General features: G+C 72.4%; 17 protein-coding genes and 1 pseudogene. 11 read left to right on the top strand and 7 right to left on the bottom strand.

Going from position 1 to position 16,485, the window contains the following annotated elements:
- Nucleotides 1–246 precede the first annotated feature (246 nt).
- Together B4U46_RS22345 and mca are read right to left on the bottom strand one after the other, a co-directional pair.
- A complete protein-coding gene (locus tag B4U46_RS22345; protein ID WP_079429480.1) occupies nucleotides 247–486 on the bottom strand; it encodes a hypothetical protein in 240 nt (79 codons plus the stop codon).
- Nucleotides 487–488: 2 nt separating this feature from the next.
- Nucleotides 489–1,370: a mycothiol conjugate amidase Mca gene (gene mca, locus B4U46_RS22340; protein ID WP_079429479.1), complete on the bottom strand. Its 882-nt coding sequence runs from the start codon at nucleotides 1,368–1,370 to the stop codon at nucleotides 489–491.
- 106 nt (nucleotides 1,371–1,476) lie between these two features.
- Here mca and B4U46_RS22335 point away from each other — a divergent pair, with 106 nt between their 5' ends.
- The 3 genes from B4U46_RS22335 to greA all read left to right on the top strand — a co-directional run bounded on the left by B4U46_RS22335 (nucleotide 1,477) and on the right by greA (nucleotide 3,139).
- Nucleotides 1,477–1,890, top strand: coding sequence for a DUF4307 domain-containing protein (locus B4U46_RS22335; protein ID WP_079429478.1), 414 nt, complete (start codon nucleotides 1,477–1,479; stop codon nucleotides 1,888–1,890).
- A 129-nt stretch (nucleotides 1,891–2,019) separates the two neighbouring features.
- On the top strand, nucleotides 2,020–2,529 hold the full coding sequence (locus tag B4U46_RS22330) for a cupin domain-containing protein (protein ID WP_079429477.1): 510 nt from the start codon (nucleotides 2,020–2,022) through the stop codon (nucleotides 2,527–2,529).
- Between the two features lie 109 nt (nucleotides 2,530–2,638).
- Nucleotides 2,639–3,139: a transcription elongation factor GreA gene (greA, locus tag B4U46_RS22325; protein WP_079429476.1), complete on the top strand. Its 501-nt coding sequence runs from the start codon at nucleotides 2,639–2,641 to the stop codon at nucleotides 3,137–3,139.
- An 82-nt stretch (nucleotides 3,140–3,221) separates the two neighbouring features.
- Here the strand turns inward: greA and B4U46_RS22320 are convergent.
- Nucleotides 3,222–3,680, bottom strand: a pseudogene (locus tag B4U46_RS22320) (ABC transporter permease); the annotation flags it as partial.
- A 16-nt stretch (nucleotides 3,681–3,696) separates the two neighbouring features.
- A complete protein-coding gene (ilvA, locus tag B4U46_RS22315; protein ID WP_079429475.1) occupies nucleotides 3,697–4,926 on the bottom strand; it encodes a threonine ammonia-lyase in 1,230 nt (409 codons plus the stop codon).
- A gap of 237 nt (nucleotides 4,927–5,163) precedes the next feature.
- On the opposite strand from ilvA, the gene B4U46_RS22310 reads away from it, so the two are divergent.
- The 3 genes from B4U46_RS22310 to B4U46_RS38105 all read left to right on the top strand — a co-directional run bounded on the left by B4U46_RS22310 (nucleotide 5,164) and on the right by B4U46_RS38105 (nucleotide 6,443).
- Complete coding sequence (locus B4U46_RS22310) at nucleotides 5,164–5,685, top strand: MarR family winged helix-turn-helix transcriptional regulator (protein WP_079429474.1); 522 nt, start codon at nucleotides 5,164–5,166, stop codon at nucleotides 5,683–5,685.
- A gap of 69 nt (nucleotides 5,686–5,754) precedes the next feature.
- Nucleotides 5,755–6,195, top strand: a complete 441-nt coding sequence (locus tag B4U46_RS38110) for a sigma factor-like helix-turn-helix DNA-binding protein (RefSeq protein ID WP_167747603.1) — start codon at nucleotides 5,755–5,757, stop codon at nucleotides 6,193–6,195.
- The gene (locus B4U46_RS38105; RefSeq protein ID WP_167747602.1) at nucleotides 6,192–6,443 is read left to right on the top strand and encodes a hypothetical protein; all 252 of its coding nucleotides are present in this window, start codon (nucleotides 6,192–6,194) and stop codon (nucleotides 6,441–6,443) included. The genes B4U46_RS38110 and B4U46_RS38105 overlap by 4 nt, the downstream gene beginning before the upstream one ends.
- A gap of 24 nt (nucleotides 6,444–6,467) precedes the next feature.
- Here the strand turns inward: B4U46_RS38105 and B4U46_RS22300 are convergent, their stop codons facing one another.
- Entirely contained in the window at nucleotides 6,468–7,625 is a 1,158-nt protein-coding gene (locus B4U46_RS22300) for a cystathionine gamma-synthase (protein WP_079429473.1), read from the bottom strand.
- Nucleotides 7,626–7,769: 144 nt separating this feature from the next.
- Here B4U46_RS22300 and B4U46_RS22295 point away from each other — a divergent pair, with 144 nt between their 5' ends.
- The 4 genes from B4U46_RS22295 (at nucleotide 7,770) to msrA (ending at nucleotide 12,553) form a co-directional block, all read left to right on the top strand.
- Nucleotides 7,770–8,882, top strand: coding sequence for a hypothetical protein (locus B4U46_RS22295; protein ID WP_079429472.1), 1,113 nt, complete (start codon nucleotides 7,770–7,772; stop codon nucleotides 8,880–8,882).
- Between the two features lie 194 nt (nucleotides 8,883–9,076).
- Nucleotides 9,077–10,675 carry a M48 family metallopeptidase gene (locus B4U46_RS22290; protein WP_079429471.1) on the top strand — a complete coding sequence of 533 codons (1,599 nt, stop codon included), beginning with the start codon at nucleotides 9,077–9,079 and terminating at the stop codon, nucleotides 10,673–10,675.
- Nucleotides 10,672–11,814, top strand: coding sequence for a hypothetical protein (locus tag B4U46_RS22285; RefSeq protein ID WP_079429470.1), 1,143 nt, complete (start codon nucleotides 10,672–10,674; stop codon nucleotides 11,812–11,814). The genes B4U46_RS22290 and B4U46_RS22285 overlap by 4 nt, the downstream gene beginning before the upstream one ends.
- Before the next feature lie 70 nt (nucleotides 11,815–11,884).
- Nucleotides 11,885–12,553, top strand: a complete 669-nt coding sequence (gene msrA, locus B4U46_RS22280) for a peptide-methionine (S)-S-oxide reductase MsrA (protein WP_079429469.1) — start codon at nucleotides 11,885–11,887, stop codon at nucleotides 12,551–12,553.
- Nucleotides 12,554–12,741: 188 nt separating this feature from the next.
- Here the strand turns inward: msrA and B4U46_RS22275 are convergent, their stop codons facing one another.
- Complete coding sequence (locus B4U46_RS22275; RefSeq protein WP_079429468.1) at nucleotides 12,742–13,788, bottom strand: NAD(P)-dependent alcohol dehydrogenase; 1,047 nt, start codon at nucleotides 13,786–13,788, stop codon at nucleotides 12,742–12,744.
- A 286-nt stretch (nucleotides 13,789–14,074) separates the two neighbouring features.
- On the opposite strand from B4U46_RS22275, the gene B4U46_RS22270 reads away from it, so the two are divergent.
- Nucleotides 14,075–14,989: a helix-turn-helix transcriptional regulator gene (locus B4U46_RS22270; RefSeq protein WP_079429467.1), complete on the top strand. Its 915-nt coding sequence runs from the start codon at nucleotides 14,075–14,077 to the stop codon at nucleotides 14,987–14,989.
- A 129-nt stretch (nucleotides 14,990–15,118) separates the two neighbouring features.
- On the opposite strand, the gene B4U46_RS22265 is transcribed toward B4U46_RS22270, so the two are convergent.
- Entirely contained in the window at nucleotides 15,119–16,375 is a 1,257-nt protein-coding gene (locus B4U46_RS22265; protein WP_100863011.1) for a L,D-transpeptidase, read from the bottom strand.
- Nucleotides 16,376–16,485 lie beyond the last annotated feature (110 nt).

Here is a 16,485-nt window from a genome sequence, read left to right as displayed (position 1 = left end):
GCGTCCGCCGCTCACCGGCCTGAGGGCCGCCGGGCGGCCACCGCTCATCCGCGCGAGCACCACTCGCGGGCGTGAGCACCACTCGCGGGCCTGAGCACCGCTCGCGGACCTGAGCACCGCTCCTTAGCGTGAGCACCGCTCCTCAACCCGAGCGGCGCTCGCCGGGGGGAGCGCTGGTCTCGGCGCGCGGGAGCGCCCGCTCCGCCGGGGGTGCCGGCGGAGCGGGCGCTCACCCGTGGTGCGGGATCAGCCCTTGGAGCCCTCGGCGGACGCGGCCGGGGCCGCCGCCGCGCCGGCCGGTTCCGGGGCTTCCTCGAAGTTCACCCGGCCCATGTGCTTGCTCATCGACTTCATCAGGCCCCACACGCCGAGGGCGAGGGCCGCGAACACGATGAACCCGAGGAGCCCCGGGGTCACCTTGTTCTTGTCGAAGGTGTCGGCGGCCAGCGGAACGAGCTGGGTGACTGCTGCCTGCATAGCGCTCATGGCTAAGCATTCTCCCGGATGCCCGCGAAGAGGTCGGACTCGGGGAGGGAGGTGTCGACGAGCGACTTCGCCAGCTCGTACTCCTCCGTGGGCCAGACCTCCTTCTGGATCTCCATCGGGACGCGGAACCAGCCGCCGTCCGGGTCGATCTGCGTGGCGTGCGCGATGAGGGCCTTGTCACGGATCTCGAAGAAGTCCGCGCACGGCACGTGCGTGGTCAGGGTCCGCTCCTTGCGCTCGAACTCCTTCCACCGCTCCAGCCACTCGCCGTAGGGGGACTCCAGGCCGCGCGCGAGCAGCGCCTCGTGCAGCGCGATGGTGCGCGGCTTGTTGAAGCCCTGGTTGTAGTAGAGCTTCTGCGGCTGGTACGGGGCGCCGTACTCGGCCTCGGGGAACTTGTCGGTGTCGGCCGCGCCGTCGAAGGCCACCATCGTGATCTTGTGGGTCATGATGTGGTCGGGGTGCGGGTAGCCGCCATTCTCGTCGTACGTGGTGATGACCTGCGGCTTGAAGGCGCGGATCTTCTTCACCAGCTCGCCGGCGGCCTCCTCCACGTCCGCGAGGGCGAAACAGCCCTCGGGCAGCGGCGGCAGCGGGTCGCCCTCGGGCAGGCCGGAGTCCACGTAGCCGAGCCATTCCTGCTCGATGCCGAGGATCTCGCGCGCCTCGTCCATCTCCTTGGCGCGGACCTCGTGGATGTTCTCCTCGATGTACTTGTCGCCCTGGAGCTTGGGGTTCAGCACGGAACCGCGCTCACCGCCGGTGCAGGTCACCACCAGGACGGGCACGCCCTCGGAAACGTACTTGGCCATCGTGGCCGCGCCCTTGCTCGACTCGTCGTCGGGGTGGGCGTGCACGGCCATCAGTCGAAGCTGCTCGGTCAAGACAGGATCCTCTGTGATTCGGCGCGACGGTCAACCTCTATATTGACCGAATCGGGGGACGGAAAATTCCTGGGTGCCTCACCCTCCCCAGCGAGAGGAATCGATCATGAGCGCGGTGCGCGAAGGGCTCCCGGAAGGCCGTTACGGCCGGTCGGCGGACGAGCGTGCGGACCGGAAGCTCAAGGTCGTGGGGTCGGTGCTCGGTGTCGGGCTGCTGGCCGTCGTCGGGTGGATCGGCTGGGACTACGTCGGCGGGCAGAGCGTCAGCGCCGAGGTGATCAAGTTCCAGATCGTCTCCGACTCCGAGGTGAAGGTGCACCTGGAGGTCCGCAAGGACGCCTCCGTCACCGGCGTCTGCACCCTCGATTCGCAGGACCAGGACCACGGCGAGGTCGGCCGGGCGGACTTCACGTTCCCACAGAAGGCGGCGCGCGTGGACGAGGTGGTCACGCTGAAGACCACGGGCCGGGCCACCATGGTCGAGCTGGTCGGCTGCCAGGAGGCGGGCACCGCCCGCTGAACCCGTCCGGGGCACTTCGAGCGCCCGGAGAGCTGACGAAGCCCCGCCGGGGGGTGTGCACGGCAGGCCGCGGGCGGGGTAGGGACTGGGGTGTTCCGCATCCGCGCACCAGGAGCCCCAGGAGCCGACGTGTCACTGTTCATCCCGGATTTCGACGACTCGGTGGTCGTCCGTGCCGCCGACGCGGAGGAGATCCACTACGGGCCCGACTCCTCCCTGCGGCTGCTGGCCGACAGCTCCACGGGCGGCGGGTTCCTGTCCACCATGCGCGTGAGCCTACGGGCGGGCTCCGACGGGGCCCGCCCGCACCACCATGGCCGCTCCGCCGAGATGTTCTACATGATCGACGGGACGGCCCAGCTGCTGTCCGGCGACAAGGTGGTCACCGCCGAGGCCGGCGATCTGGTCATCGTGCCGCCGGGGCAGCAGCACGCCTTCGCCGCCGCACCCGGGGAGAGCGCCGAGATGCTGGTGGTCATCACCCCGGGGGTGGAGCGGTTCGAGTACTTCCGCCACCTGGAGCGCATCCGGTACGGGAAGGTGCCGCCGGAGAGCCTGCTGGAGGTCCAGGACCTGTACGACACGTACTTCGGGACCAGCACCGTCTGGGAGGACGCGCGCACCCTCCGGGGGCAATGACACACTTCATACACATCGTGTCCTCCCCCTTTTCTTCCCGAATTGTTAGGCTCGTGGTTTCGCCCGCCGCTGGCGGCTATGTAGTCCCCTGTACCGACGAGGAGCACCCGTGACCCAGACGAGCGAGAGCGTCACCTGGCTGACCCAGGCGGCGTACGACCAGCTGAAGGCCGAGCTGGACTACCTCTCTGGTCCCGCACGCACGGAGATCGCCATGAAGATCGCGGCTGCCCGCGAGGAGGGCGACCTGCGCGAGAACGGCGGCTACCACGCGGCCAAGGAGGAGCAGGGCAAGCAGGAGCTGCGCGTCCGCCAGCTCACCCAGCTCCTGGAGAACGCGAAGGTCGGCACCGCGCCGACGACGGCCGAGGGCGAGGTGGCCCCGGGCATGCTCGTGACCATCGCGTTCGACGGCGACGAGGACGACACGCTCGAGTTCCTGCTGGCCTCCCGCGAGTACGCCTCCGACGACTTCGAGACCTACTCCCCGCAGTCCCCGCTGGGCGCGGGCGTCATGGGCAAGAAGGTCGGCGAGGACGCCCAGTACGAGCTCCCGAACGGCAAGAAGGCCACCGTGAAGGTCATGGCCGTCAAGCCCTTCAACGGCTGACCGGCCCCTTTACGAGGACGTACGCGAGCCCCCGCCGGACCTGTTCCGGCGGGGGCTCGCGCGCGTCCGGGCGCGCCCGGGCTCAGGCGGTGGCGGAGCGGTACTTGCGGACCGCGAGGGTGCGGAAGACCACGATGATCAGCAGCGACCACAGGACCGACGCGAGGACCGGGTGCTGCATCGGCCAGGCCGCCGGCACGGGGTAGCCCTCGGGGAGGTTGCCGAAGAGCTCGCGGGCCGCCTGGACGGTGGCGCTGAAGGGGTTCCACTCCGCGATGTGCCGCAGGAAGGCCGGCATGTTCTCGGAGGGGACGAAGGCGTTCGAGATGAAGGTCAGCGGGAAGAGCCAGATCAGCCCGCCCGAGGTGGCGGCCTCCGGGGTGCGCACCGACAGGCCGATCAGGGCGCCGATCCAGGAGAAGGCGTAGCCGAGCAGGAGCAGCAGGGCGAAGCCGGCGAGGACCTTGCCGATGTTCTCGTGGGTGCACCAGCCGACGATCAGGGCGACGACGGCGAGGACGACCACGGTCAGGGCGGTCTCTGGCGTTTCCTCGTCCTCAGCCCATCACCCGGTACCCCGCGCCGTGCAGCGTGCGGGCCACCTCCCTGCAGTGCTCGGGCCCCTTCGTCTCCAGGTGCAGCTCCACCTCCACCTCGGTGAGCCCGAGCCTCGGGTCGGTCCGGACGTGGCTGACGTCCAGCACGTTCGCGTCCACCGTCGACAGCACCCCCAGCAGCCCCGCCAGCGCCCCCGGCGCGTCCGCCACCCGCAGCCGCAGCGACAGGTAGCGGCCCGCCGCCGCCATGCCGTGCCGCAGGATCCGCTGGAGCAGCAGCGGGTCGACGTTGCCGCCGGACAGCACGGCCACCACCGGCCCGCCCGCGTACCGCCGGGGCTCGCTCAGCAGCGCCGCCACCGGGGCGCAGCCGGCCGGCTCCACCACCAGCTTGGCCCGCTCCAGGCACAGCAGCAGGGCGCTGGACAGGGCGTCCTCCGACACCGTGTGCACGTCGTCCAGCAGCTCCCCGATGATCGCGAACGGGACGTCGCCGGGCCGGCCGACCTTGATCCCGTCCGCCATCGTGACCGGGCGGTCGACGGACACCGGGTGACCCGCCTGGAGGGAGGGCGGGTACGCGGCCGCGCCCGCCGCCTGCACGCCGATCACCTTCACGTCCGGGCGCAGCGCCTTGACCGCCACCGCGACGCCCGCGGCCAGGCCGCCGCCGCCGACCCCGACGAGGATGGTGCGCACCTCGGGGCACTGCTCCAGGATCTCCAGTCCGACGGTGCCCTGACCGGCGATGATGTCGCGGTGGTCGAAGGGGTGGATGAACACCGCCCCGGTGCGGTCCGCGTACTCCTGGGCGGCGGCCAGGGTCTCGTCGACGACCTGCCCCTCCAGGCGCACCTCGGCCCCGTACTCCTGGGTCGCGGCCACCTTGGGCAGCGGGGCGCCGACCGGCATGAACACCGTGGAGCGGACCCCGAGCAGGGAGGAGGCCAGCGCCACGCCCTGGGCGTGGTTTCCGGCACTCGCGGCGACGACCCCGGCGGCGCGCTGTTCGGGGCGCAGGCCCGCGATGCGCACGTACGCGCCGCGCAGCTTGAAGGAGCCGGTGCGCTGGAGGTTCTCGCACTTGAAGTGGACCGGGGCGCCCACGAGGGAGGTGAGGTGCCGGCTGCCCTCCATCGGGGTCACCCGGGAGACCCCGGACAGCATCTTCTGAGCCCCCCGGACGTCGTCGAGGATCACCTGGGGGACGGGCTGCACGCGGTAGTTCATGCGGCCAGTCTCGCAGCCCGCGGGGGCCCCGGCGCAGGGATGGACGGGGCGTCCGCGCGGTCTCCAGGCGGGCCCGGGGCGGCCGCCGGGAGGGGGGCGAAATCCCGCCATGCGGGACGTGTCGGGGGCGGTCGCGCGGATGGGTCGTATCAGTTGTCAAACGCGGCGTACGAGCCGCCGCACGGCCGCGTACTCTGTCCCCCATCCTTGTCGGCCCCACGCGAAGAGAGCCACGGCATGCCCTCCATCCCGGCCAGTTCCGACCTGCCCACGGCGGCCGAAGCGCCCGCCGGATCCGGACTCCTCGACGCGCTCCAGCACCAGGTGGCCGTCTTCGCCCGCCGGGCCGAGCAGACCCGTCTCGGCGGGATCGGCCAGGCCCGCAACTCCATGGACCGCGCCGCGTACCTGTTGCTGAACCGGCTCGACCTCGAAGGCCCGATGGGCGTCAAGGCGCTGGCGGGCGGGATGGGCATCGACTCCTCCACCGTCACCCGGCAGGTGGCCCCGCTGGTCGACGGCGGGCTGGTCAAGCGGACCTCGCACCCCGAGGACGGCCGGGCCGTGGTCCTCGCGCTGTCCCCGCGCGGGCTGGCCCGGCTGGAGGAGGTCCGTTCCTCGCGGCGCGAGCTGATGGCCAGGGTGACCGAGGGCTGGGCGGAGGAGGAGCGCGAGGTGTTCACACGGCTGCTGACCCGCTTCAACGGCTCGCTGTCGGAGCTGATGTCCGCCGCCTCCGAGGGCGGCCCCGCCTCCTGAACCGGCCCGGGATCCCGCCGTGTCACACCCCTTGACCGGGGTGGTGGCGCAGGCCGCACCATGTGAGCTGTGGACCGGCGTGCGGGGCGGGACCTGGAGTTCGAGGCCTTCGTCGCGGGCGCGGCGGGGCGGCTCCTGCACGTTGCGGTCCTGCTGACGGCCGAGCCCCCGGCGCAGGCGCACGCGGCGCACCGCATCCTCGCCGGCGCGCTGGCCCGTACGTACGCGTACTGGGAACGGCTGCGCGGCGACGACCCCTACGACCACACCCGCCAGGAGGTCTGCGCCGCGTACGCGCGCACCGCGCGGCGGCTGCCGCCGGGGAGCGGGATCCTGGCGCCGCTGAGCCCGGCGCAGCGGCTGGTGCTGGTGATGCGGGTCTACGAGGGCGTCGCCGAGGAGGTCACGGCCGCTCAGCTGGGGCTGGCGCCGGAGCGGGTGGAGGCCCTGCGCAACCGTGCGGTGGCCGCCCTGCGCGAGGGGCTGCGGTCGGCGGCGGGGGCGGCATGAGCCCCTACGACCGTAAGGAATCACAGGTCAGGCGGCTGCTGGAGGGGCCGCACCCGGTGGTGCCGGCCGGTCTGGCGGCGGCCGCCGCCACCCGGGGGCGCCGGCTGCTGCGGCGGCGCCGGGCCCTGCGCCGGTTCGGCTGGGCGGTGCTGTGGGCGGCGGCGGCCGCCTTCGCGGTGTGGGCGGCGCTGACGCACCCGTGGGTGGCGCCGCCCAGCAACCTCTCGCCGCCCCTGGAAGGCTGGTAGCCCCCGGGGGCGGCCGGTGGCGGACTAGCCGAGGGCCTGGGTGAGGTCCGCGATCAGGTCGTCGGCGTTCTCGATGCCGACGGACAGGCGGATCAGGTCCGCGGGGACCTCCAGGGCCGAACCGGCCACCGAGGCGTGGGTCATGCGGCCCGGGTGCTCGATCAGGGATTCGACGCCGCCCAGGGACTCGGCCAGGGTGAAGATCTTCGTGCGGCCGCAGACCGCGACGGCCTCCTCCTCGCCGCCGGCGACCTGGAAGGAGACCATGCCGCCGAAGTTGCGCATCTGCTTGGCGGCGACCTCGTGGCCCGGGTGCTCGGGCAGGCCCGGGTAGAGGACCTTGGTGACCTTCGGGTGGCGCTGGAGCACCTCCACGATCTTCGCGGCGTTCTCGGCGTGCCGGTCCATGCGCACGGCCAGGGTCTTGATGCCGCGCAGCACCACCCAGGAGTCGAACGGCCCGGCCACGGCGCCCATGGCGTTCTGGTGGTAGGCGAGTTCCTCGCCAAGGGCCTCGTCCGCCGTGACCAGGGCGCCGCCGACCACGTCGGAGTGGCCGCCCATGTACTTGGTCAGCGAGTGCACGACGACGTCGGCGCCGAGTGCGAGGGGCTGCTGGAGGTAGGGGGAGGCGAAGGTGTTGTCGACGACGAGCTTGGCGCCGGCCGTGCGGGCGATGTCCGCGACCACCGCGATGTCGGTGATGCCCAGCAGCGGGTTCGAGGGGGTCTCGACCCAGATGAGCTTGGTCTTCGGGGTGATCGCGGCGCGCACGGAGGCGGCGTCGGAGGTGTCGGCGACCGACCACTCCACGCCCCAGCGGGAGACGACCTTCGCGAAGAGGCGGAAGGTGCCGCCGTAGGCGTCGTTGGGGATGACCACGTGGTCGCCCGGGGCGAGCAGGGTGCGCAGCAGGCAGTCCTCTGCGGCGAGCCCGGACGCGAAGGCCAGGCCGCGGCGGCCGCCTTCGAGCGCGGCCAGGTTCTCCTCCAGCGCGGTGCGGGTGGGGTTGCCGCTGCGGCTGTACTCGTATCCGCCGCGCAGGCCGCCCACACCGTCCTGCTTGTAGGTGGACACCTGGTAGATCGGGGGTACGACCGCACCGGTCTGCGGGTCCGCCGTGTTGCCCGCGTGGATCGCGCGGGTCTCGAAGCTCTGGTGCTCGTGGCTGTCGTCGCTCATGGGGCAGATGCTATGCCGTGCGCGGCCCGTGGTCCTCTCCTGGCCTGACTCCGCCGTGACCTCGGGCTGACCCGGCCGGGGAGCGCGCGCCGGGATCGGTCACGCATTCGCGTTCGCCCCGCCGGGTCTGGTTCGCTGGGAGACATGCAGATGATCTGGGTCCTGATGATGCTGGTGCTGGCCGGCGTCATGATCTATCGGTTCGTACGGGTCCGCCGCGGCGGCGGCCTGCGCCTGGTGTCGCCCGGCAGCCCCGACGCCGCCGACCCCGCCGACTACGGGTTCGTGCGGCAGGAGGAGCTCGACGTCCGGGTGCCCGGGCCCGACCCGGATTTGATGGACGCCCTGGGGAACGTCCAGCGCGGCGGCGGGTGGCAGGCCGCCTCCGCCCTGCTCGCCGGGACCCCGAAGGACGGCGAGCAGCGCTGGCAGCGGGTGCAGGCCTTCGGCGGGGCGGCGGCGCTGGACCTCGTACGGCGGCCCGGGGCCGGGGCGCCGTGGCTGAAGGCGTGGCGGCTGGAGGCCGAGAAGGACGCGGGCGGCGCGCAGGTGCACGCGGAGCTGCTGGTGCAGCAGGCCTGGCGGTCCTCCGGCGGGGTGGGGGCGCAGGACCACCGGATCATCCTGGAGGAGGCGCGGGAGGCCTGCCGCAGGGCGGCGCTGCTGTCGCCGGGCGACCCGGTGCCGTTCATCACGGAGCTGGCGGTCGCGCGGGGACTGGCCTACTCGGAGGCCGAGTTCGACGCGCTGTGGGCGAAGGTGCTCGACGTGGCGCCCGCGCACATGGGCGCGCACCTGGCGGCACTGCACTACTGGTGCGAGAAGTGGCACGGCTCGCGGGAGAAGGCCGCCGCCTTCGCCGAGGCGGCCGCGGCCCGCGCCCCGCACGGGTCGCTGCTGGCGGCGCTGCCGCTGTTCTCCGTGTACGAGAACCTCCCCGACCAGCTGCTGGTGAACGACTTCGGGCGTACGGCGGTCGTCTCGCGGGCGGTGGACGGGGCCCTGTTCGCGGTGCACCAGGCGCGGGCGGACGATCCGATGCTGGCGCACGTGCGGCACCTGCTGCTGTGGTTCCTGGTGCGGATGGAGCGCTGGGCGGAGGCGATGGAGCAGGTGCGGCACGTGGACGGCTACGTGGGCGCGCTGCCGTGGTCGGTGTCCGAGGACCCGGCGCACGCGTACGCGCTGGTCCGGGCGCTGGCGGTGGCCGGGTACGAGGCGAACGGCGGCTCTCCGGCCACGCTGCCGCACCACTGACCTGCGGCCCGGGGGCGGGGGCGGGGGCGGCCGCCCCTGGCCGCGCCCCGCCGGGCGGCCCCTGCCCAGCGGGCGGCCCGTACCCTCCGGTGCCCCCCGCTCCCGCCCGTCCGCCCCGGGACGTAAGGTGCGCGTAAACATCGCACAAACTGCGCGTCAAAGACCGCACCATCCCGTGGGGGGACCCCGTCCATATGGGCGCTTCGCTGCGCGCTCTGCGCGCCCTCGTCCTGCTCGCAGGCTTCTACCTGCTGAGCGTCGTCCTGCTCGCCGTCCTCGGACTCGTCGACTGGGCGACCTTCTCCTGGCTGCACGGCGCGGCCGCCGGCAAGATCGTCATCGGCACCGTGGTCCTCGCCGTCCCGATCGTGCGCGGCATGTTCATGCTCCGCACCCCCAAGCCCGAACCCCTGCCCGGCGTCCGCGTCACCCCTGCGCAGGAGCCCGCCCTGTGGCAGGCCGTCCGCGAGGTCGCCGACCAGGTCGGCACCCGTGCCCCCGACGAGATCGTGCTGATCGACGAGGTCAACGCCGCCGTCTCCGAGGACGCGACGTTCCTCGGCCTGCGCGCCGGCACCCGGCGCCTCTACCTCGGCCTGCCCCTGATGACCGGCCTGGACGAGATGCAGCTGCGCGCCGTCCTCGCCCACGAGATGGGCCACTACGCCAACTTCGACACCCGCCTCACCCCGCTCATCGCCCGCGGCCGCGCGCAGCTGGTGCGCACCATCGGCCACTTCCACGACCGCGCCGACAACACCGAGGCCAAGGAGCGGGCCCGGCAGGAGAAGCGCGCCGAGAAGCGGATCGCCAAGGGCAAGAAGGCCAAGGAGATCGACACCGACGGCGCGGGCGCCTCCTACCGCGCCATGGCGAAGATCTACACCGGGTACGCCCACTTCTACATGCGCGCCACCCTCTCCTCCTCGCGCCGCCAGGAACTCGCCGCCGACCTCGCCTCGGTGCGCGTCGCCGGCCGCGACTCCGCCGCCTCCGCGCTGCGCGAGCTGAACGCCCTCGACTCGGCGCACGGCTTCTACATGAGCTCGTACGCCACCCTCGGCGTCGGCGCCGGCCTGCTGCCGCGTCCCGGCCAGGTCTTCGGCGGGCTCCGCCACCTCCTCGACGCCCGGTCCGACGAGCTGGACGACCTGCGCCGCGAGCTGTCCACCGAGCCCGCCTCCCCCTTCGACTCGCACCCCGCGCTCGCCGAGCGCGTGGCCCGCATCGAAGCCCTGCCCGACGACGGCCGCACCGGCCAGGCGGCCCGCCCGGCCCTGGAGCTGCTCTCCTCCCCGCAGGAGGCGCTGGCCGCGCTGGAGCAGGTCGTCCTCACCCCCGAAGCCCTCGCGCTGAGCCGCGTGGACTGGGACGAGCTCGTCCACCGGTCGATGACCACCTACGTCGGCCGGGGCGCCGAGGAGATCCGCGAGGCCGTCACCGCGGAGGGCGCCGGCCCCGGCCTGGACGCCCTGCTGGACGCCATCGACGCCGACCCGGCGGTGCGCTGGCGGATCGCCGACCACTTCCCGAAGTCCGAGGAGGCGCAGGCCGCGACCGGCCGCACCGCCCGCGAGTACGCCCGCCCGGTCGTCCGGCGCGCCCTCGGCCAGCTGGTCACCGTCGAACTGCTCGCCCGCGGCGCCGCCCGCTGGGAACTGTCGTGGTCGGACTCGGCCACCCTGTCCTACCCCGTCCCCGGTTTCGAGGACGAACTCGGCCCCGCCCTCGACGCGGCCGTCGCCGACCAGCCCGACACCGGCCTCCTGCGGAAGCTGGTGCTCGCCCCGTGACCGTCGTACTCGCCGTCCTCGGCGTCCTGCTGCTCGCCGTCGCCTGCTGGGTGCTGCGCGGGGTGCTCCTCATCCGCAAGGCCAAGCGGCTCGAAGCGGAGATCGCCACCCTGAACGCGCGGACGGAGGCCGCCGAAGCCGACGAGCAGGCCCGCAAGGCGGCCGCGGTCGTCGCGCTGGGCTTCGTCGCGGAGGCCGACCTCGACACCGACCACCCCGCCCCGGTCCCGGCCGAGCGCCGCACCGTCCTGGAAGCCGCCCGCTCGGGCGACTGGGAGGCCGCCGCCGCGTACGTCGAGGCCGCCGGGCAGGACTGGCAGGAGCGGCTGGAGCGGGTGCGCCCGCTGGCGGAAGCCGCCGCGGAGGACGACGCCTGGCTGCTGGCCTGGCGCGCCGCCCGGCCCACCGACCCCACCGCGGCACTGGTCAACGCCGACACCAGCGTGATGGTGGCCTGGAACGTGCGGGGCAGCCAGTCCGGCCGCCGCACCACGCAGGAACAGTTCCGCCTCTTCCGCCAGCTGCTCACCAAGGCGCAGGCCGACGCGCACGAGGCGCAGCGGCTGGCCGCTCCCGCGGACCCCTGCCCGTACGTCGTCGAGCAGGCCATCGCCATGGGCCTGGGCTACTCGCACGAGCGCTACCGGGAGCTGTGGGAGCAGATCACCGAACGCGCCCCGCGCGTGCTGTGGTCGCACGTCGCGGGCCTGCAGTACTGGTGCGCGAAGTGGCGGGGCTCGCACGACCTGGCCATGGAGTACGCCCGCGCGTCGGCGGCCGCCGGGAAGCCCGGCGACCTGCTGACCCTGCTCCCGCTCATGGCGTACTTCGAGCGGGAGACGCACGAGGCCGGCCTCCTGCCGGAGACGTACTACAAGGAGCCGGAGATCGTCGCCGCGGTGGACGCGGCCCTCGCGGACCTGGCCGCCGCCGGCGACGCGCACCCCGGTACCCCGCGGATGCGGCACATGCTGGCCTACCTGCTGTTCTGGCAGGACCGTGACGCGGAGGCCGTCGAGCAGTTCCGCCACGTCGACGGGCACATCGGGGCCGTTCCGTGGACGTACGCCGGGGAGCCGAAGCGGCGCTACCTGTACGCCCGCGACTGGGCGGTGAACGTGACGGCCGCGGACGCGTGAGCGCCGGGGCGGGCGGGGAGGGAATCCCCGCCCGCCCCCGTCCGTTGTCCCTCCCACAAGGAGGGATCCCATGTTCTCGTACCGCCGCACGCCCGAGCTGCCCACCCGCGAGGAGGCCCTGAAGGGCCGCGCCGAAGCGCAGTTCTCCCTGCCCGAGCGCCACACGGTCCTCGGCAACCCCCTGGCCGGCCCCTACCCCGAAGGCCTGGAGGTCGCCGACTTCGGCCTGGGCTGCTTCTGGGGCGCGGAGCGCAAGTTCTGGCAGACCCCCGGGGTGTGGACCACCCTGGCCGGCTACCAGGGCGGCTACACGCAGAACCCGTCGTACGAGGAGGTCTGCTCGGGCCTCACGGGCCACACGGAGGTCGTCCGCGTGGTCTTCGACCCGGCGGTCGTCTCCTACGAAACCCTCCTGAAGCTCTTCTGGGAGTCCCACGACCCCACCCAGGGCTTCCGCCAGGGCAACGACGTCGGCACCCAGTACCGCTCGGCGGTCTACACCCACTCCCCCGCCCACCAGAAGGCCGCCGAAGCCTCCCGCGACGCCTACCAGCGCGTCCTCACGTCCTCGGGCTACGGCACGATCACCACGGCCGTCCTCCCGGCGGACACCCGCCCCTTCTGGCCGGCGGAGCCGTACCACCAGCAGTACCTCGACAAGAACCCCGGCGGCTACTGCGGCATCGGCGGCACGGGCGTCTCCTGCCCGATCGGCGTCGCCCCGGCCCCGGGGGCGTGAGCCCCGGCCGCCCCGGCGGGCCGTCCCCGCCGGAGCGGCCATTTCGCTTTCGGACGGGGGCGGCCCCTACGCCCTGGGTACGCCGGCGGCGGGGCCCTCGCGGGCGGTCTTCCTTCCGAGGCCGTGACCGAGGTCGAACCCCTGGCCGGGCAGCTCGTCGACCTGGCCGGCCGGGAGGGCCCGGAGGGTTAGATCGTCGAGGTGTCGATCACGAAGCGGTAGCGGACGTCGCTGGCCAGGACGCGCTCGTAGGCCTCGTTGATCTGCTCGCCGCTGATCACCTCGATCTCCGAGCCCAGCCCGTGCTCGGCGCAGAAGTCGAGCATCTCCTGGGTCTCGGCGATCCCGCCGATCATGGAGCCGGCCAGCGTCTTGTTGCCGCCGATGACGGAGAACAGGTTCAGCTCCACCGGCTCCTCCGGGGCACCGACGTTCACCAGTGCGCCGCCGACGCGCAGCAGGCCCAGGTAGCGGTCGAGGCCGAGCGGGGCCGAGACCGTCGAGACGATCAGGTCGAAGCGTCCCTTGAGCTCCTGGAACGTGGCCTCGTCGGCGGTCGCGTAGTAGTGGTCGGCGCCCAGCCGCAGGCCGTCCTCCTTCTTGCGCAGGGACTGCGACAGGACGGTCACCTCCGCGCCCAGGGCGTGCGCGATCTTCACACCCATGTGCCCGAGGCCGCCCAGGCCGACGATCGCGACCTTCTTGCCCGGGCCCGCCCCCCAGTGCTTCAGCGGCGCGTACAGGGTGATCCCGGCGCACAGCAGCGGCGCGGCCACGTCGAGGGACAGGCCCTCGGGGATGCGGACGGCGTAGTTCTCGTCGACGACCAGGTGCGTGGAGTAACCGCCGTACGTGGGCTCGCCGTTCCTGTCGAGGGCGTTGTACGTGCCCGTCATCCCCTCGACGCAGTGCTGCTCCTGCCCCGCCAGGCAGTACTCGCACTCCCGGCAGCTGTCGACGAAGCAGCCGACGCCCACGCGGTCGCCGACCGCGTACTTCGTGACGCCCGCGCCGACCTCGGTGACCACTCCGGCGATCTCGTGGCCCGGGACCATGGGGAAGATGCCCTCGCCCCAGCCGTCGCGGGCCTGGTGGATGTCGGAGTGGCAGATGCCGCTGTACTTGATCTCGATGAGGACGTCGTGCTCGCCGACCGGGCGGCGCGGCACGGTGGTGCGCTCCAGGGGGGCCTTGGGGGCCGGGGCGGCGTAGGCGGCTACCTGGGTGACGGACATGGGGTGTTCTCCTCGGACAGGGACGCCGGCCGTGCGGATCTTCGGATCCTCTGGTCTTCGGATCCTGTGGTTCTTCGGATCGTCTGGTCTTCGGATCCTGTGGTCTTCGGACCTTCCGGTCCTGGGATCTCCGGACGGCCGGGCGTCGGGTGGTGCGACGGCCTCCACGATGCCCCGGCACGGTACGGCGGCCCAGACCCCTGCTGAGCCTAGGACTGCCGTGCCTACCCCTGGCGGGGTCAGGCTGGGCCCCGCGCGGCGCCGCCCCGGCACGGATACTTGCGCTATGGACCACCACCTGGACCAACGAGCCGAACTGGGGGACTTCCTCCGCACCTGCCGCGCCCGGCTGCGCCCCGAGGACGTGGGCCTGCCCGACTACGGCCGGCGCCGCCGGGTGCCGGGGCTGCGCCGGGAGGAGCTGGCGCAGCTGGCCGGGGTGTCGGTGGCGTACTACACGCGCCTGGAGCAGGGCCACGGCCACAACGTGTCGGCGGAGGTGCTGGACGCCGTCGCGCGGGCGCTGCGCCTGGGCGACACGGAGACGGCGCACCTGAACCACCTGGCGAGCCCCCGCATCCGCAGGGGCGGCCGCGCCCGGCGGCCCCAGCAGGTCCGCCCGGAGCTGCGCACGCTGCTGGACGCGATGGAGGGCGTACCGGCGTACCTGGTGGGGCGGCGCCAGGACGTGATCGGCTGGAACCGGCTGGCCGCGGCCGTGTTCGGCGACTTCGGGGCGCACCCGCCGGCGGAGCGGAACCTGGTGCGGCTGGTGTTCCTGGACCCGGCGACGGCGGAGCTGTACGCGGACTGGGAGTGCCGGGCCTGCGAGGTGGTCAGCAACCTGCGGCTGTACGCCGGCCAGCACCCCGACGACGAGCAGCTGACGGCGCTGGTCGGGGAGCTGTCGGTGAAGAACGAGGAGTTCCGCCGGCTGTGGGCGGCGCACACGGTGGCCGACAAGACGCACGGGGTGAAGCAGCTGCGCCACCCCCTCGTGGGCGAGCTGGAGCTGTCCTTCGAGACGCTGACCCTGCCCGACGACCCGGCCCAGTTCCTGGTCACCTTCCACGCCGCCCCGGGCTCCCCGTCGGCGGACGCCCTGCGGCTGTTGTCGTCGTGGACGGCCCCCATGCCGCCGCCGACGGCATCCGGCCCGGCTCCGGCGCCGGCGCCCGCACCCGGGGAGGAGCGGGTCTGAGCGACGAGGGCTGAGCGACGAGGGCGGTCGGTGACCGTAAGCAGAACGGCGGGGAGCCCCGAAGGAGGCTCCCCGCCGTTCACGCCTACCGGCTGACCGTTACATCACACCACGACACACCACGTCACATCAGGCGGACGGTCCGGCCTTCCACTCGGCCCAGCTCATGTTCCAGCCGTTGAGACCGTTGTCCGGCTTGATGGTCTTGTCCGGGGAGTTGACCACGGTGACCACGTCACCGATGAGCGAGTTCTCGTAGAACCACGCACCGGCCGTGTCCGGGTCGTTGGCGCCCTTGGAGTCGTTCAGGCCGACACAGCCGTGGCTGGTGTTCACGCTGCCGAAGATCGAGTCGGCGCCCCAGTAGTTGCCGTGGATGAACGTGCCCGACGTGGACAGCCGCATCGCATGCGGGACGTCCTTGATGTCGTACTCGCCCTTGCCCTCACTGTTCTTGAAGCCGACGGTCGAGCCGTCCATCCGGGTCTCCTTGAACTTCTCGGAGATCACCATCTGACCGTTGTAGGTCGGGTTCTCCGGGGAGCCCGCCGAGATCGGGATGGTCTTGAGGACCTGTCCGTCGCGGGTGACCGTCATCTTCTTGGTCTTCGTGTCGACCGTGGAGACCTGGCTCCGGCCGATCTTGAAGGTGACGGTCTTGTTCTGCACGCCCTGGATGCCGGGCGCGCCCTGCACGCCCTGGAGCGCCAGCTTCAGCGTGACGGTGGAGTTGGCCTTCCAGTACTCCTCGGGACGGAAGTCCAGGCGCTGGTTGCCGAACCAGTGGCCGACGACCTCCTGGCCGCTGCTGGAGGTGACCGTGATCGCCGCCTGGACGGCCTTCATGTCCTTGATCGGCTTGTTGAAGTTGATCGAGACCGGCATGCCCACGCCGACCGTCTGGCCGTCTTCCGGCGTGTAGTCGCCGATGAAGCTGTTCTCGGGCGACAGGGTGGTGAAGGAGGTGTTCTCGTGCGCCTCGCGCCCGGCCTCGTCCTTCGCGGTCGCCGCCAGGGCGTACTTCGTGGAACGCTTCAGCGCGCCGTCCGGCTTCCAGCTCTTGCCGTCGGCCGCGATCTTGCCCTCGACGGCCGTACCGTCGGCGCTCTTCAGCTCGACCTTGGTGAGCGTACCGTCGCTGACCGTGACGCTCGCTCCGTCGGTCGTGGCTATGTTGGTCGCGCCGTCCTTCGGCGTGATCGCTATCTTCGCCTTGGAAGCGTCCTTCGCCGCCGCCGCGTCGACATCGGCCTGGGACTTGGCCGAACCACCGCCCTGAGACTTGTCGGCACCCCCGTCGTTGCAGGCCGAAAGCATCAGTACGCCGCCGAGCACGGCGGACACGGCCACCAGAGACCTTCGCCGCCGCTTGCTGTACGTCCTCACACGTCACTCCATCGTTGCCGGAAATCCCGAGGCTGCATTCCCGGGATCGGGCCGGGCAGGGGGCATCACCCCCCTGCACGTCCTGACAACGCGTTAACGACGCGGTTCGG

Source organism: Streptomyces katrae, from assembly GCF_002028425.1.
Taxonomy (GTDB): domain Bacteria; phylum Actinomycetota; class Actinomycetes; order Streptomycetales; family Streptomycetaceae; genus Streptomyces; species Streptomyces katrae_A.
Note: the sequence above shows the minus strand (reverse complement) of the source record. Positions and strands in the feature narration are given on the sequence as shown.

What these genes read in the sequence shown, in the direction of transcription:
- B4U46_RS22345 (WP_079429480.1), bottom strand. Translation starts at nt 486, where the DNA reads ATGAGCGCTATGCAGGCAGCAGTCACCCAGCTCGTTCCGCTGGCCGCC.
- B4U46_RS22335 (WP_079429478.1), top strand. Translation starts at nt 1,477, where the DNA reads ATGAGCGCGGTGCGCGAAGGGCTCCCGGAAGGCCGTTACGGCCGGTCG.
- ilvA (WP_079429475.1), bottom strand. Translation starts at nt 4,926, where the DNA reads ATGAACTACCGCGTGCAGCCCGTCCCCCAGGTGATCCTCGACGACGTC.
- B4U46_RS22310 (WP_079429474.1), top strand. Translation starts at nt 5,164, where the DNA reads ATGCCCTCCATCCCGGCCAGTTCCGACCTGCCCACGGCGGCCGAAGCG.
- B4U46_RS38105 (WP_167747602.1), top strand. Translation starts at nt 6,192, where the DNA reads ATGAGCCCCTACGACCGTAAGGAATCACAGGTCAGGCGGCTGCTGGAG.
- B4U46_RS22300 (WP_079429473.1), bottom strand. Translation starts at nt 7,625, where the DNA reads ATGAGCGACGACAGCCACGAGCACCAGAGCTTCGAGACCCGCGCGATC.
- B4U46_RS22295 (WP_079429472.1), top strand. Translation starts at nt 7,770, where the DNA reads ATGCAGATGATCTGGGTCCTGATGATGCTGGTGCTGGCCGGCGTCATG.
- B4U46_RS22290 (WP_079429471.1), top strand. Translation starts at nt 9,077, where the DNA reads ATGGGCGCTTCGCTGCGCGCTCTGCGCGCCCTCGTCCTGCTCGCAGGC.
- msrA (WP_079429469.1), top strand. Translation starts at nt 11,885, where the DNA reads ATGTTCTCGTACCGCCGCACGCCCGAGCTGCCCACCCGCGAGGAGGCC.
- B4U46_RS22275 (WP_079429468.1), bottom strand. Translation starts at nt 13,788, where the DNA reads ATGTCCGTCACCCAGGTAGCCGCCTACGCCGCCCCGGCCCCCAAGGCC.
- B4U46_RS22270 (WP_079429467.1), top strand. Translation starts at nt 14,075, where the DNA reads ATGGACCACCACCTGGACCAACGAGCCGAACTGGGGGACTTCCTCCGC.